10 protein-coding genes and 3 tRNA genes are annotated in these 15,892 nt (G+C 48.6%); all 13 read right to left on the bottom strand.

Annotation, left to right across the window (positions count from 1 at the left end; translation table 11 throughout):
* Nucleotides 1–113: 113 nt before the first annotated feature.
* Nucleotides 114–3,320: a carbamoyl-phosphate synthase large subunit gene (gene carB / locus DWW13_RS02610; RefSeq protein WP_022462958.1), complete on the bottom strand. Its 3,207-nt coding sequence runs from the start codon at nucleotides 3,318–3,320 to the stop codon at nucleotides 114–116.
* Nucleotides 3,320–4,393, bottom strand: coding sequence for a carbamoyl phosphate synthase small subunit (locus DWW13_RS02605; RefSeq protein WP_118640264.1), 1,074 nt, complete (start codon nucleotides 4,391–4,393; stop codon nucleotides 3,320–3,322). The genes carB and DWW13_RS02605 overlap by 1 nt, the downstream gene beginning before the upstream one ends.
* A 301-nt stretch (nucleotides 4,394–4,694) precedes the next feature.
* Nucleotides 4,695–4,778, bottom strand: a tRNA-Leu gene (locus DWW13_RS02600).
* Nucleotides 4,779–5,080: 302 nt separating this feature from the next.
* Nucleotides 5,081–5,164, bottom strand: a tRNA-Leu gene (locus DWW13_RS02595).
* A 302-nt stretch (nucleotides 5,165–5,466) separates the two neighbouring features.
* Nucleotides 5,467–5,550, bottom strand: a tRNA-Leu gene (locus DWW13_RS02590).
* Between the two features lie 162 nt (nucleotides 5,551–5,712).
* Nucleotides 5,713–6,171, bottom strand: a complete 459-nt coding sequence (locus DWW13_RS02585; protein WP_022462960.1) for a signal peptidase II — start codon at nucleotides 6,169–6,171, stop codon at nucleotides 5,713–5,715.
* On the bottom strand, nucleotides 6,168–6,659 hold the full coding sequence (locus DWW13_RS02580) for a zinc-ribbon domain-containing protein (RefSeq protein ID WP_118640233.1): 492 nt from the start codon (nucleotides 6,657–6,659) through the stop codon (nucleotides 6,168–6,170). The genes DWW13_RS02585 and DWW13_RS02580 overlap by 4 nt, the downstream gene beginning before the upstream one ends.
* Nucleotides 6,660–6,739: 80 nt before the next feature.
* Nucleotides 6,740–8,176, bottom strand: a complete 1,437-nt coding sequence (gene clpX / locus DWW13_RS02575; RefSeq protein ID WP_022462962.1) for an ATP-dependent Clp protease ATP-binding subunit ClpX — start codon at nucleotides 8,174–8,176, stop codon at nucleotides 6,740–6,742.
* A 225-nt stretch (nucleotides 8,177–8,401) separates the two neighbouring features.
* Nucleotides 8,402–10,123, bottom strand: a complete 1,722-nt coding sequence (locus DWW13_RS02570; protein WP_118600516.1) for a S1C family serine protease — start codon at nucleotides 10,121–10,123, stop codon at nucleotides 8,402–8,404.
* Nucleotides 10,124–10,268: 145 nt separating this feature from the next.
* Nucleotides 10,269–12,095 carry a glutamine--fructose-6-phosphate transaminase (isomerizing) gene (gene glmS / locus DWW13_RS02565; protein ID WP_118719129.1) on the bottom strand — a complete coding sequence of 609 codons (1,827 nt, stop codon included), beginning with the start codon at nucleotides 12,093–12,095 and terminating at the stop codon, nucleotides 10,269–10,271.
* A 173-nt stretch (nucleotides 12,096–12,268) separates the two neighbouring features.
* Nucleotides 12,269–13,222, bottom strand: a complete 954-nt coding sequence (locus DWW13_RS02560; protein ID WP_055219399.1) for a glycosyltransferase family 2 protein — start codon at nucleotides 13,220–13,222, stop codon at nucleotides 12,269–12,271.
* Nucleotides 13,223–13,243: 21 nt separating this feature from the next.
* Nucleotides 13,244–14,440 (bottom strand): LCP family protein, encoded by a 1,197-nt coding sequence (locus DWW13_RS02555; protein WP_118600518.1) that lies wholly within the window; start codon nucleotides 14,438–14,440, stop codon nucleotides 13,244–13,246.
* Between the two features lie 18 nt (nucleotides 14,441–14,458).
* Entirely contained in the window at nucleotides 14,459–15,868 is a 1,410-nt protein-coding gene (locus tag DWW13_RS02550; protein WP_055219401.1) for an undecaprenyl-phosphate glucose phosphotransferase, read from the bottom strand.
* Nucleotides 15,869–15,892: the final 24 nt, after the last annotated feature.

Here is a 15,892-nt window from a genome sequence, read left to right as displayed (position 1 = left end):
CGCGTCACGTTTTCTTTTTTGTAAAATCCATAACCCACATTCGGCCAAAAAAGCTCTCTGCCGCTTTGTTTCTGCAGCAGAGAGCTTTTCTTTGCTTTATGCTTCTATCATGCTTATCTCTTGTCGATCGTTGCGATATCAATCAGGGTCAGCTTCTTCACATCTGTATTTTCCAGACTGGTTACGAGTGCGGTTGCGGTATCCAGAGAGGTCAGTACGTTGACACCTGTCTCGATCGCGTTCCGGCGGATGACGAATCCGTCTTTGGAGTGCTCAACACCCTGGGACGGAGTATCGATGACGAGGTCGATCTTGTGGCCGAGGATCAGGTCCATCAGGTTCGGGGACGGCTGCTCGATCTTGTTGGTGCGGATCGCATTGACGCCGTTCTCGTTCAGGGCTTTCGCGGTATTTCTCGTCGCATAGATCTTGTAGCCGAGAGCCTGGAATCTCTGTGCGATCGGAACGATATCCTCTTTATCCTCATCCTTTACGGTGATGATCATGTTTTTGTATTTCGGCAGGTTGATTCCGGCGCCGAGGAATGCTTTGTAAAGAGCCTCATTGAAGGTCTTTGCAATACCAAGGCACTCACCGGTGGATTTCATCTCCGGTCCAAGGGCGATATCTGCGCCGCGGATCTTCTCGAAGGAGAATACCGGCATCTTGATGGCAATGTAATCTGCCTCTCTCTGCAGACCCGGCTCGTAGCCAAGCTCGCGGATCGTGTGGCCAAGGATGACTTTCGTTGCCAGCGGCACGATCGGGATTCCGGTTACCTTGCTGATGTACGGCACGGTACGAGAAGAACGCGGGTTGACCTCGATGACGTAAACATCCTCACCGCATACGATGAACTGGATGTTGATCATACCGATGACATGCAGGGATCTTGCCAGACGTTTCGTATACTCTACGATGGTGTCTTTTGCATGCTGGCTGATGCTCTGTGCCGGATAAACGGAGATACTGTCTCCGGAGTGAACGCCGGCGCGCTCGATGTGCTCCATGATACCAGGAATCAGGATATCGGTGCCGTCGCAGACTGCATCAACCTCGATCTCCTTGCCCTGCAGATATTTATCAACCAGGATCGGATGCTCCTGTGCGATCCGGTTGATGATGCCGATAAATTCATCGACGTCCTCATCGCTGATGGCGATCTGCATACCCTGTCCTCCAAGGACGTAGGACGGGCGGACGAGTACCGGATAGCCGAGCTCGTTGGCTGCTTTTTTCGCCTCTTCTGCAGTGAATACGGTGTGTCCCTTCGGACGCGGGATTTCACACTGCTCCAGGATCTCATCGAACAGCTCACGGTCCTCTGCGGCATCTACGTTCTCTGCAGATGTTCCAAGGATCGGCACACCCATTTTCAGGAGTGCTTCGGTCAGCTTAATCGCAGTCTGGCCGCCGAACTGTACAACGGCTCCGTCCGGATGCTCGATGTTGACGATATTTTCTACATCTTCCGGTGTCAGCGGCTCGAAATACAGTTTATCTGCGATATCGAAGTCGGTGCTGACGGTCTCCGGGTTGTTGTTGATGATGATGGTCTCATAGCCCTCTTTCTTGAATGCCCAGGTACAATGTACGGAGCAGAAGTCAAACTCGATACCCTGTCCGATACGGATCGGGCCGGAACCAAGGACGAGGACTTTCTTTCTGTCGTTTGTCTCGACAGCTTCGTTTTCGCCGCCGTATACGGAATAGTAATACGGTGTGGTTGCTGCGAACTCAGCGGCACAGGTATCTACCATCTTGTAAGCTGCGGTGATATCATACTGTTTTCTTAACGCTTTTACTTCTTCTTCGGTCTTTCCTGCCAGTTTTGCCACCAGGTAATCCGGGAACTCAAGGCGTTTTGCTTCGCGCAGCAGATCCTCATCCAGCTCTTTGGCCTGTAATGCCTGCTCCATCTCAACGAGGATAGCCAGCTTATCGATGAACCATACATCGATTTTGGTGATCTCGTGGATCTCGTCGTAGGAGATGCCCTGACGGATCGCCTCTGCGATTCTCCAGATTCTCATATCGTCTACGATGTGAAGCTCTTCGATCAGCTCGTCTTTGGACAAGTGGCTGAAGTCATAGGACATCAGGGAATCTACGTGCTGTTCCAGGGAACGGATGGCTTTCATCAGCGCGCCCTCGAAGTTGTTGCAGATACTCATAACCTCACCGGTTGCCTTCATCTGTGTGGTCAGGGTACGTTTTGCACTGATAAACTTATCGAACGGCAGACGCGGGATTTTTACAACACAGTAATCCAGCATCGGCTCGAAGCTTGCGTAGGTTTTTCCGGTAATGGCGTTCGGGATCTCATCCAGAGTGTAGCCAAGTGCGATCTTTGCAGCAACCTTTGCAATCGGATAACCGGTCGCTTTGGAAGCCAGTGCGGAAGAACGGCTGACACGCGGATTTACCTCGATAACACAGTACTCGAAGCTGTCCGGATTCAACGCATACTGTACGTTGCATCCGCCGGTGATGCCAAGCTCGGTGATGATGTTGAGTGCAGAAGTACGCAGCATCTGATACTCTTTATCTCCCAGGGTCTGGGATGGTGCTACGACAATACTGTCTCCGGTGTGAACGCCGACCGGGTCGATGTTCTCCATGTTGCAGACGGTGATGCAGTTTCCTACGCTGTCCCGCATTACCTCGTACTCGATCTCTTTCCATCCGGCGATACATCTTTCAACGAGTACTTCGCCGACACGGGAAAGACGGAGTCCGTTCGAGAGGATCTCGATCAGCTCTTCTTCGTTGTAAGCGATACCGCCGCCGCTTCCGCCGAGGGTGTAAGCCGGACGCAGTACAACCGGATAACCGATCTTGTTGGTGAAATCGATACCAGCCTGTACATCATGGACAACCAGGGATGCCGCTACCGGCTCGCCGATTTTTTCCATGGTATCTTTGAATTCCTGACGGTCCTCTGCTTTTTTGATGGTCTGTGCTGTGGTACCGATCAGGCGTACGTTGTTTTCTTTTAAGAAGCCTTTTTCTTCGAGTTCCATCGCAAGGTTCAGTCCTGCCTGGCCTCCCAGAGTCGGAAGAACGCTGTCCGGTTTTTCCTTCTGGATGAGCTGCTCTACCACTTCTACGGTCAGCGGCTCGATGTAAACGCGGTCTGCGATATCTTTATCGGTCATGATGGTTGCCGGGTTGGAGTTCAGAAGAACAACTTCCATTCCCTCTTCTTTCAGGGAACGGCACGCCTGTGTTCCTGCGTAGTCGAACTCTGCTGCCTGTCCGATGACGATCGGACCGGAACCGATAACCAGAACTTTTTTAATATTCGGATTCTTTGGCATTATTTGTTACCTCCCATCATCTCAAGGAATCGATCAAACAGGTATCCGGAATCCTGCGGGCCAGGGCATGCCTCCGGATGGAACTGTACGGTAAAGATGTTTTTGCCGACGTATTTGAGTCCCTCGTTGGTGCCGTCGTTGACGTTCACAAAGGCCGGAACTGCCACATTCGGATCCAGGGTATCGGTATCTACGACGTAGCCGTGGTTCTGGGAAGAAATGTAAACTCTTCCGGTTGCCAGATCCTTGACCGGGTGGTTTCCGCCGCGGTGGCCGTATTTCATCTTGTGGGTATCTGCGCCGGTAGCCAGTGCCATCAGCTGATGTCCAAGACAGATTGCAAAGATCGGTACATTGGAATCGTACAGTTTTTTAATCTCTTTGATAATGGATACGCACTCTTTCGGATCTCCAGGGCCGTTGGACAGCATGATTCCGTCCGGATTTGCGGTGAGGATCTCTTCTGCTGTAGTAAGCGCCGGATAAATGGTCACTTCGCATCCGCGCTCATTTAAGGAACGTGCGATGTTGTTCTTTGCGCCAAGATCCAGAAGTGCAACTTTAAAGCCTTCTCCTTTTAAAACTGATTTTTCAGAGCAGGTTACCTTTTCTACAACTTTTCCGGTATTATACGCTTTTAATTTTGGAATAATTTCATCGAGGTGATAATTTTCGTTGGTCGTGATCATACCGTTCATGGTACCTTTTTCACGAAGAATTTTGGTGAGAGCACGAGTATCGATTCCGGCGATTCCGGGAATATCGAACTTTTTCAGGAAATTCTGAATGGTGTCCTGGCAACGGAAGTTGCTGGGGAGACGGGATAATTCTCTTACAATATAGCCATCCGGCCAGGGTCTTAAGGACTCCTGATCATCATAACAAATTCCATAGTTTCCAATAAGAGGATACGTCATACATACTGCCTGTCCCGCATAGGATGGGTCAGTCAGCACTTCGAGATATCCAGTCATGGATGTATTAAATACGATTTCACTGATCACTTCTTTTTGTGAACCAATGCTGGTTCCGGTAAAGACATGCCCGTCTTCTAAGATTAGAAAAGCTTTCATCATTCCACCGTTTTCCTTTCTTTTTCGTTCGGTTTTGAGTTTGTATGAAATATGCATCTCATACTTTAATCTTTCAGATTCTATCACAACCAGGGAAACATTTCAACTATTTTTGTCGAATTACGGAAATTTCTTTTCTGGAATACTTTTGAAGTGTGTATTGGGCATAAAATGTCCTGTCGGAATTATTTTCTTTTCTGGAAAAATAAAAATACCCTGACGGAAAGTTTTCACACTTCCCATCAGGGCAATCCGAATTGGTCCACCGGACCAATTCTTGATACGCAAAGCGAAAAAATAATGCAGGAGATGGGACTTGAACCCACACGATCTTGCGACCACAGGCACCTGAAGCCTGCGCGTCTGCCAATTCCGCCACTCCTGCATTTCTTAGTTGTCTTAGCGGTTGTCCGCTTGACAAGATAGATAATAACAGCTTTCTAAAGAAAAGTCAACACTTTTTTTGAAAAAATTTTAATTTTTTTGATTTTATGAAAAATATGGATAATAGTGATAATTTTAAACAATTTTACACTGTCTGAGATTCGTCTGTTTTTCTTTCCCCGTCTGCACATCTTCTCCGCACAGAAATAAAAAGACCCTGCCGGGAAGTTTCTGCATCATTCCAGGCAGGGTAATCCGAATTGGTCCACCGGACCAATTCTTGATACGCAAAGCGAAAAATAATGCAGGAGATGGGACTTGAACCCACACGATCTTGCGACCACAGGCACCTGAAGCCTGCGCGTCTGCCAATTCCGCCACTCCTGCATTTCTTAGTTGTCTTAGCGGTTGTCCGCTTGACAAGATAGATAATAACAGCTTTCTAAAGAAAAGTCAACACTTTTTTTGAAAAAATTTTAATTTTTTTGATTTTATGAAAAATATGGATAATAGTGATAATTTTAAACAATTTTACACTGTCTGAGATTCGTCTGTTTTTCTTTCCCCGTCTGCACATCTTCTCCGCACAGAAATAAAAAGACCCTGCCGGGAAGTTTCTGCATCATTCCAGGCAGGGTAATCCGAATTGGTCCACCGGACCAATTCTTGATACGCAAAGCGAAAAATAATGCAGGAGATGGGACTTGAACCCACACGATCTTGCGACCACAGGCACCTGAAGCCTGCGCGTCTGCCAATTCCGCCACTCCTGCATTTCTTGTCTTGCGGCTCTCATGTGCCGTTCAACAAAACATATATTACCAGATGATTCCGAATCTGTCAACAGCTTTTTTCAAATTTTTTCAAAAAATTTCAAATTTTCTTTTTTGCCCCGAAAAGCCCGCCATCCGCAGGGCTTTTCGGGAGATCCTGCATCACCTGGACTCCCGGCAGGAAATTGCCGTCAGCAGCGCAAGTCCGAAGAAAATACAGAAATCAGAAACATTGAACACAAGTCTGCGGAACTTCTCCGGTCCAAACCGGAAGCTGACATAGTCGGTCACGTAACCTCTCTTATGCCGGTCATACCAGTTCGACATGCCGCCGCCAATCGTAAGCGCAAGCCCAAGCTTCTTCGCCTTACACTTACGTCTGCCCGCCAGCGCTCCGAGACGCGCCCACAGTCCGGACAGCAAAAAGAAGGTGAGAATTTCCACCTTCTTCGTGCTGTCCGCGAAGCCGCCGCCCGCTACGCCGCGGTTATGACATTTCCGCAGGACAATATGTCCTTTGCAGACCGGGATCTGCTCATTTTCCTTTAACTCCTCTTCTGCCTTCTTTTTCAGGCATCCGTCTGCAAGGAAAACCGCTCCCGGCAGCAGGGTCCAGATCATTCCTCTTCCGGTACCTCTGCTTCTTTTTCAGGCTCTTCTTCCGGCGCTGCTGCTTCGGTTTCTTCTGCTTTTTCTTCCGGTTCTACGTGTACAAACTCGGCATCCTCCGGCTCTTCTTCCTTCTCCGGCATAGCAGCACCGCAGCGCATGCAGAAAGCTGCATCTTTCGGAACACTTGCGCCGCAGGCCGGGCATACGATGCGGCCTCTCTTGTTTGCCACGTCTTCCCTGCAGTCTGCAATCTCTTTTTCCAGATCGGTGATATCTTTGCAGATGCCGGCAAGATTCTCGTCGAATGCTTCGCCGTTCAGATAGCGGTTGTAGATGATCTGTCCGATATCCTGGTAATTCTTCTCAATCTGATCCTCAAGCGCATGCTGACGGGTGCGGATCTTCTGAATTTCTACGAATTCATCTGTTTTCTTTCCCACAGTATCCACTGTTTTTTTCAGTGTTTTACTTAAATTTCCAAAAAAATCCTCTGCCATAGTTAAAACCCTCTCTTTCTTATCTCTTATTTCAAGAAAACGCCAGTTTCACGTCTGCTCCGCTGTGTTTTCCAGTTACCTTATTTCTGCTCTAACTTTGGAACTTCCTGACCGCGCAGGAGAATCGTCGGCCCGCCGGTCTTTTCAATATAGTCTTTTGTGATGATAACCTCTCCGATGCTGCTGTCCTTTGGAATCTCATACATGATATCCAGCATGAAATCCTCGATGATCGAACGGAGTGCTCTCGCACCGGTATCTTTTTCCAGCGCTTTTCTTGCAATAGAGCGAAGTGCATCATCATCAAATTCCAGTTTCACCTCGTCGAGTTCGAGCAGTCTCTTATACTGCTTCAGGATCGCATTTTTCGGTTCTTTTAAGATCTCGACCAGCATATCCTCATTGAGACTCTCCAGCGTAAATACGATCGGCAGACGGCCAAGGAACTCCGGCACCATACCGAAAGTCCGAAGGTCTTCTAAGGTCACCTGTGACAGCAGGTTCTTATCCCCATCATACTTGTCCTTCAGATCCGCCTGGAAGCCAATGGAAGCTGTCTTGTTCAGACGCTCCTTGATGATGTCCGTCAGATCCGGGAAGGCACCGCCGCAGATAAAGAGAATGTTTCTGGTATTGACGGTCTCGAGCGGAACCATCGCATTTTTGCTGTTGGCTCCCACCGGAACTTCGATGTCGCTGCCCTCGAGGAGCTTCAGCATTCCCTGCTGTACGGCTTCTCCGCTGACGTCTCTCTGGTTTGTATTTTTCTTTTTCGCAATCTTGTCGATCTCGTCAATGAAGATGATACCGTGCTCCGCGCGCTCCACATCGTTGTCTGCGGCCGCTAAAAGCTTAGATACCACGCTTTCAATATCATCACCGATATAACCCGCTTCGGTAAGGGATGTGGCGTCCGTGATGGCAAGCGGCACATCTAAGAGGCGTGCCAGTGTCTGCACCAGATACGTTTTTCCGGAACCGGTCGGTCCGATCATCAGCATGTTGGATTTTTCGATCTCGATATTTCCGTCCTGCGGTGCAAAGACACGTTTGTAATGGTTGTAAACGGCAACCGACATGACTTTCTTTGCACGGTCCTGGCCGATAACGTATTCGTCAAGCATCGCCTTGATCCGGTGCGGCGGCGGAATGTCCTTGATGGAAAATTCTTTTGTTTTCTTCTTTTCTTCTTTTTTCTTTACCCGCTGCCGGTTCGGGATCTGGTTGGAAAGCCCGGAGAGATCGAGCATGCCGATATTCGGCATGTTGTTCATATTATTCATCATCTCATTGATCTGGCCCGGGTTCTGGTTCATGGTATCAAAGCTCTTCTGCATGCAGTCCGGGCAGATATTGATGTTTCCCGGAAGGGTAATCATCTTTCCGGCTTTGCTCTCCGGTCTGCGGCACATGAAGCAGACTTTTTCATAGGTATCTTCTGTATGATGGTCAGAGCTTTTTGTTTCCGCCTTAGTTTCGTCCGCGGTACCGTCCACTCTGTCTTTCTCTTCTGACATGATTTTTCAAATTCCTTTCTGTAATAGATCGCTTGGTCTAGCTTGATTATAGCCCAAAAGCCATAGGGTCACAAGTAAAAACTTTCTTAAAAATTACCAACTTTTTTAAGAATTTTACAAATTCAAAAAATTATATCAAAAAATGCAAAAAAAGGCGGACAGCCAGGCGTTCATATTCCTGTGCTGTCCGTCTTTTTTCTCTTAGGAAATAGTTATTTCGAGTTTTTATCTGTTGCCAAACGGATTCTGAATACCCTGGTCATTCTGATCGGAGCTTCCGGTTCCATCGTTTGTGGTTCCGTTGCTGCTTCCGCTCGTCTGCGGCATATCTGCTGCAGAGCCAAGGGTCAGCGTCAGTGTTACTTCTTTGTACTCACCGTTGTCCGCACGCTGTACGGTGACATCTACGGTCTCGCCTGCCGCATAATAGGTCAGTGTCTCTTTTAAGCCTTTGGCGTTCGAGATGCTTCTTCCATCAAACGTGGTGATAACATCGCCTTTCTTGAAGCCCGCATCGGCTGCCGGGCTGCCGTCCACAACGCTCATGATGCAGACACCGGTCGGAATACCGTAGTTCTGGGAAACATCTGCGCTGACATCCGCCATGTTGATTCCGATATAAGCGGCCTTATCATCGCTGACTTTGTATCTTGTTGTCAGGTTCATCAGGTTCTGCAGAATCGGCTCCGCTTTCGAAATCGGGATCGCAAAGCCCATGCCCTCGACCTGTGTGGAGCTGTATTTTGCTTCGTTAATGCCGATCAGCTCACCGTTCATGTTCAGAAGGGCGCCGCCGCTGTTTCCAGGGTTGATGGCTGCATCGGTCTGGATCAGTCCCTCAGAAGTAATCGTCTCGCCGGTACTCTCATCCTGACTGGAGATCGTACGGTCTTTTGCACTGATATATCCGCTCGTCAGGGACTGGCCGGTTCCCAGTGCATTTCCGATTGCCACAACCTGATCACCGACCTCAAGGTCATCGGAATTTCCCATCACGGCAATTTTGATCTGGCTCTTTGTCTCGTCCTTGATGTCGGAAAGTTTTACTGCAACAACAGCAAGGTCATTGTCCGCATCGGTACCTTTGATCTGGCCTTCTACCGTCTCATCGTCGATAAAGCTGACGGAAAGAGACGTCGCACCGCTGACAACGTGGTTGTTTGTCGCAATCAGGAGCTCATCGTCGTTCTGTCCGACAATAACTCCGGTTCCGCTTGCAGGAACTTCCTGGCTTGTGGTTCCGAAGAATGTCTCAACTTCTTCCACCGTTGTCGTAGAAATTGCTACCAGAGACGGCATCGCACTCGATGCAACATCTTTCACGGACATCTCGCCGGTTGCTTTTACGGTATCGGAGGTATCACTGCTGTCTGCTGCCGTTGTTGTGGTGGTCGTCGGAATTGTAACTTCCTGCTTCTGCTCTGTTGCTGTACCGATCACTTTCGTACCGACTGCTGCAGTCCCAATGAAAACACCGCCTGCCACGAGTCCGAAGCACGCTGCCATGGCAAGTGTCATGCCCCATTTTTTTGCGGCTGACATTGGTTTTTTCGCTTTCTTTTTGTGATCCTGCGGCTGCGGAACGGCAGAAAACTGTGGTTTTTCCTGCTTCGGAGCACTCTGTGTCTGTGACTGGTACTGATAATGTTCTGTCTTTGCAGAAGATGTCCGCTCTGCCTTTGCCTCCGACGGGTCCGGTTCTCCGGTGTAGGAAGCGCTGTTATTCTCCTCGCCGGTCTTTCCGCTGATTTTCGGATTCACCCAGCTGTAGGTTGTCGTTTTCTTTTCTTCCGCCTTCGGCGCTTCTGCGGTTTCCTGCGGTTTTTCCGTCTCTGCTGCACTCTGCTCTGCTGTCGTTTCTGCTTTTACTTCTTCTGTATGCTCTGCAGCTTTGGTTTTCTCTGCTGCCTCACCATTTATTTCTTCTTTTTTGAATTCTTCACTCATGGCTGATCCCTCTTTCTCTTTTCTATCTCAGGCACCAATACACAGTGCTCTTATTTCTTTCTTCATTTTCTACTGCCTATTGTACGTTAGAATTGTGTTGAAACTGTGATAATTTTGAAAAAAGAGGAATTTTATGCTGCGGTTTTTATTCTACCGTAACCGATTTCGCCAAGTTTCTCGGTTTATCCACATCGAGGCCTCTGCCGATCGATACGTAGTAGCCAAAGAGCTGCAGCGGAATGATCGCCAGGGAGTTTGCAAAAATCGGATTTGTCTCCGGCAGGTAAACTACGTAGTCGGCTACTTTTTCCACTTCTGTATTGCCAACGGTCGTTACCGCCATGACAAACGCGCCTCGTGTCTTCACTTCCTGAATATTGCTGATCATTTTCTTGTAGAGCTCCGGCTGGGTCAGCACGGCTACGACAAGGCGTCCGTCCTCAATCAGGGAAATGGTTCCGTGTTTCAGCTCACCGGCTGCATACGCCTCGGAGTGGATGTAGGAAATCTCTTTCAGCTTCAGGGAGCCCTCCATCGAGATTGCATAGTCGATGCCGCGTCCGATGAAAAAGACGTGTTCTGCCGCAAGATAACGGTTGGCAAAACGCTGTACGTTCTCCTTGTGGGACAGCAGCAGGGAAATCTGCTCCGGCAGGCGCTCAAGGCTCTGGATCATCGCATCGAAGTCATTCTGTGAAACGGTTCCGCGTACTTTGGCAAACTTCATCGCCAGAAGGTACTGCGCGATAAGCTGTGTGCTGTACGCTTTCGTTGTCGCAACAGCGATCTCCGGACCGGCCCAGGTATACATGACATTGTCTGCCTCTCTTGCAATCGAACTTCCAACTACGTTTACGATGCCAAGGGTACGCACGCCCTTTTCTTTTGCAAGGCGGAGAGCCGCGAGGGTATCGGCCGTCTCACCCGACTGGCTGACGATGACCACGAGCGTATTTTCCTGCAGAATCGGATCACGGTAGCGGAATTCGCTTGCCAGATCTACCTCAACCGGGATTCTTGCCAGCTTTTCGAAGACGTATTTTGCGGTTACACCGGTGTGGTATGCAGAACCGCAGGCAACGATAAAGATTTTGCGGATCGCGCGGATCTCCTCATCGGTCATGCCGAGTTCTTCGATCACAACATCACCGTTCTTAATACGCGGCGTCAGGGTATCTTTTACGGCTTTTGGCTGCTCATGCATCTCTTTCAGCATGAAATGCTCATAGCCGCCTTTTTCTGCCGCATTCATATCCCAGTCGATGTGGGTTGCCTCTTTCTCCAGCTCCTCCTCGTCAATATTGTAGAAGTGAAGGCCATCGCGGGTCAGTTTCACGATCTCCTCATTTTCCAGAAAATAGACATCTCTTGTATATTTCAGGACAGCCGGAACATCGGATGCAATCAGGTTTCCGCTCTTACTTGTACCAACGATCAGCGGGCTGTCTTTACGGACCGCATACACCTCATCCGGATGGTCGCGGAACAGGATACCCAGTGCATACGATCCCTCCATGCGGTGCATAACCTTTGTGATCGTTGCAAGCGGATCGCCGTTATAATAGTAATCCAGCATATGGGCAATTACCTCGGTATCTGTCTCCGAAAGGAACTCATATCCTTTGGACATCAGTTTTTTCTTTAATTTCAGATAATTCTCAATAATTCCATTGTGTACAACGACAATCGAGTGGTCTTTATTGAAATGCGGATGTGCATTCAGATCGGAAGGTGCCCCATGCGTTGCCCATCTCGTATGTCCGATTCCTACGGTACCCGGAAGTGTCGCTCCATTTTGTGTCATTTCCTCAAGCACCTTCAGACGGCCCATTGCTTTCTGCATCTGAATTTTGTTTCCATCGTATACAGCAATTCCGGCCGAATCGTATCCGCGGTACTCCAGCTTTGACAATCCGTCCAGCAGCACCGGGGCAGCCTGGCAGGTTCCAATATATCCAACAATTCCACACATAGATTTTTTCCTCCTAACAGCAAAAGGCGGCACCCTTGTTCTGTTTTCAGGTTATGCCGCCTTCTAATTTCTTGTTCTTTACTTTTTTACCACGCTGCTCCGTTCTCTGTCAACCTTATGGAGCATTTCGTATTTACTTACAAAATCTTTTTATTTTTGTTTTTTACTTTCACTTATCTTCTATTTCGTTTTTTTCTTATCTTTCCGTGATATTCCCACCACGTTTTGTTTGAGGTACACCAGCGGATCACACCGTCCGGAAGGCTTTTGTATCGTTTTCCGAGGAAGTATCCCACATATTTGAATCCGCTTTGAAAAAATAACGTGACGAGCAGCCACGGCTTATGAATTTTGCAGACGTAGGATGCCGATTTTTTCACCATACGGATTCCCTCACCCTCAGACGGATACGCATCAAAGATCTCCGGATGCTGTGCCTGGGATACACCGAGGTCGAAATTGCGGTGAAGCTGTGCCAGACAACCGTAATTGTGGGAATGTACCACCTTCGCATCTGCCGCATAGGCAATCGCATAGCCCGCCTGCACAAGATGCCCGGCATAGATCATATCTTCGTTAAACAAGGTGCTTTCTACAAATCCACCCAGCTCTTCATATGTCCTGCGGTCATACATTGCACAGACATTGGAGCAGAAAAAAGTCTTAACACCAAGTTTTGGCAGATCACCGGCATCCTTGATATCACTCTCCTCCGGATAGTTAAAGCCTCTCGTAAACCGTTCCAGTGTACGGCAGTCATCCCGCGGAAGCTGCCGCGCATAGGCCGCCTTCACATGCGGCAGTGAAAATTTTTCCACCAGATGTTCCACGCACGCATTGTCGTACGGCATGGCATCCTGGGTCATAAAAAGCAGAAGATCCGCATCCGAACTTTCTGCCATCGCCCTTCTCGTTCCGCCGTGGTCAAATTCGCTTGGCCGGATATGCTCTACCATAATTTTATCCGATAACTGCTCCCACGCCGGGTTCCAGAACTTTTTCCCTGTGTTTACAACCCGGATCGACCGGATCGGGTAAGTCTGTTCCAAAAGGCGGGGCAGAAGCTCTGCGAACTCCTGCCCTGGTTTATACGTTGGTATCATAACATCAACGGTATAGAATTTCATGTCTGGTTTTCTCCCTCGTATTTAGTCGCCTGCGATCACCGAATCTGCCTCTGCACCAGGCCCCTGGTTCAGCACATAGCCGATCATATCTTCATCGTAACCGCTCTTTCTTGCAATGTAGTCGCTGTACTCTGTAACAGCCGCAGACGGTTCATACGAAAGACCCGGATACAGATATTCATGCAGCTCTCTTACATTGAACTCCAGCGTAACCGGAATTACAACATCCTCACCAATGGCATTCACTACATTTTCACCATAGCAGAGCTGGAACGGATAGGCATAGGAGGTTCCCATCGTATACGTTACCGCATGCATACCAAGTTCCAGGATTTCATTCTTGGTAAGACTGGTGCTGACATTTCCCATCACCTTGTCCAGAATTTCCGGAATCTTGGTCGGATTCTGTTTCAGCTTCTGTACCATAAGATTGATAACAATTCGCTGACGGCTGGTACGTTTTGCATCATCACCGCCGCCATAACGGATCCGCGCATAGGAGGTAGCAAGCGCACCGCTGACATGACGTACTTCGCTGTAATCATCCCCAAGGTCCTCATCATACGGAATAGCTTCATACTCTACGCCCTGTGCTTCCGATACCTCTCTGTTGTAGTTGTTTGCATGAACACACTCTGCATTTGTCATCTCGATGTCGAGACCGCCCAGGACATCAATCGCATCGGCGAGTGCCTTGAAGTTTACGGTAACGTAATCGGTCAGTGCAAAGTCAAGGTTTGTATTCAGCATGGAGAGCATACTCTCCGGGCCGCCGCGGTTGTATGCGGAATTGGCTTTGTCAAACTCATAATATTCATCGGTATATTTCGCCATATTCATCCAGGTGTCACGCATAATCGACACCATACGGATTTCCTGCTTGTCATGATCAATACAACAGAGAATAATCGTGTCACTGTTCATGCTTTCTGCCAGCTCGGAGCCTTCCACACCTCTGGCATCCACGCCGACCAGCGCGATGACCTGTGTACCGGACATCTGTGAGAGATCGGTATTTGCCTTTACTTCACTGTTGATCTGAATCTGGGAGCTGTCCAGCGTATCCTGATTCATCTTATCCATCGAACGGTTGATCCATGCGTAGACGAACAGAATTCCGGAAAGAATCAGCAGAACGGTGATTTCAATTCCGAAAATTATTTTTCTGCGGCGCATTTTTTTGTATTTTCTGCTCTTTTTGTAATTCTTCTTCGACATCTCTTTTCCCCTTATCTTTTAGTAAGCGTTTTTATTCACAAATCCTTTGAAAAAGGTCAGGAACAGAATTTTAAAATCAAGTCCCAGCGTCCAGTTTTCAATATAATACAGATCACAGTCAATACGCTTGCGGATAGAAGTATCCCCCCGGTATCCATTCACCTGCGCCCATCCCGTAAGACCGGGACGAACCTGATGTTTTACCATATAACGCGGGATCTCCTCCCGGAATTTTTCCACAAAGAAAGGTCGCTCCGGCCTCGGTCCGACCAGGCTCATATCTCCTTTTAAGATGTTAAAGAGCTGTGGAAGCTCATCAATGCTGGTATGGCGCATGAATTTTCCAAATCCCGTCACACGCGGGTCATTCTTCACGGTCCATGCCTTCTTTTCTTTCTCCTCCGTCTGAACTTCCATCGAACGGAACTTGTACATTTCAAACGGTTTGTTGTGCAGTCCGACGCGTGTCTGACGGTAGATCAGCGGACCCGGTGAGGTCAGCTTGATCATGATGCAGGAAAACAGCATCACCGGTGAGAACAGAATGATCGCCACGAGCGCGCCGAAAATATCCACAATCCGTTTCAGCATCGCGTTGAACGTGTTGGAAAGCGGCACATAGCGGATATTGACGACAGGAAGTCCCTGCAGGTCTTCTGTGTACGGCTTTGTCGGAATGATGTTGTGGTAATCCGGCACAAACTGGGTATGTACGCCGGATTTTTCACACATGGCAACGATCTCCTCCAGGCGGAAGTATTCGTTCAGTCCAAGGGTAATGGCAATTTCATCCAGTTTGTTTTCCGGCAGAATGACTGAAAGATTGTTGATTCTTCCAAGAACCTTGATACCGCGGTACATCGTTCCCGCTTTGACATGGTCATCGAGGATTCCGCGGACGAGATAGCCCCACTCCGGGTTTGCAATGATCCGGTCAATGTATTCCTCGGTCGCACGGCTGTAGCCGACCATCAGAATCTGCTTCTGGTTGCGGCCGTGTTTCCACATATTGCTTAAGATATAGTGGATCAGATTTCTTACGATCGTTTCCAGTGTCACATTCAGCACAAAGAAGATGCAGAGCATACCACGGGAAAAGTGAACCTGGCGCACCATGTAAAGGCTGGCCAGCCAGACCAGAAATCCAACCGTATTCGCTTTTAAGATATTGGCAAATTCCAGACGTCTTCCCTGAAAACGCTTGGATGCATAGAGATTGAATGCATAGTAAAGCAGCAGATAGCCGGGCACGATATAGAGCAGTGCCATCATATACGTCGCCGGCGGCAGAATTCCCCTCTCCGGATGATTATTCATAACGCCCAGCCGCACATAGCAGTACCAGGACAGTACATAGGAAAGTGCGAGCACCAGGGCATCGATCAGAACGTGCATCCGGTCAAAATATTTCTGATTATCGTTGATCAAATTCGTTCACCTTATCTGTTTTTT

The organism is Blautia sp. AF14-40, assembly GCF_003479665.1.
Classification (GTDB): domain Bacteria; phylum Bacillota; class Clostridia; order Lachnospirales; family Lachnospiraceae; genus Fusicatenibacter; species Fusicatenibacter saccharivorans.
Note: the sequence above shows the minus strand (reverse complement) of the source record. Positions and strands in the feature narration are given on the sequence as shown.

What these genes read in the sequence shown, in the direction of transcription:
- carB (WP_022462958.1), bottom strand. Translation starts at nt 3,320, where the DNA reads ATGCCAAAGAATCCGAATATTAAAAAAGTTCTGGTTATCGGTTCCGGT.
- DWW13_RS02605 (WP_118640264.1), bottom strand. Translation starts at nt 4,393, where the DNA reads ATGAAAGCTTTTCTAATCTTAGAAGACGGGCATGTCTTTACCGGAACC.
- DWW13_RS02585 (WP_022462960.1), bottom strand. Translation starts at nt 6,171, where the DNA reads ATGATCTGGACCCTGCTGCCGGGAGCGGTTTTCCTTGCAGACGGATGC.
- DWW13_RS02580 (WP_118640233.1), bottom strand. Translation starts at nt 6,659, where the DNA reads ATGGCAGAGGATTTTTTTGGAAATTTAAGTAAAACACTGAAAAAAACA.
- clpX (WP_022462962.1), bottom strand. Translation starts at nt 8,176, where the DNA reads ATGTCAGAAGAGAAAGACAGAGTGGACGGTACCGCGGACGAAACTAAG.
- DWW13_RS02570 (WP_118600516.1), bottom strand. Translation starts at nt 10,123, where the DNA reads ATGAGTGAAGAATTCAAAAAAGAAGAAATAAATGGTGAGGCAGCAGAG.
- glmS (WP_118719129.1), bottom strand. Translation starts at nt 12,095, where the DNA reads ATGTGTGGAATTGTTGGATATATTGGAACCTGCCAGGCTGCCCCGGTG.
- DWW13_RS02560 (WP_055219399.1), bottom strand. Translation starts at nt 13,222, where the DNA reads ATGAAATTCTATACCGTTGATGTTATGATACCAACGTATAAACCAGGG.
- DWW13_RS02555 (WP_118600518.1), bottom strand. Translation starts at nt 14,440, where the DNA reads ATGTCGAAGAAGAATTACAAAAAGAGCAGAAAATACAAAAAAATGCGC.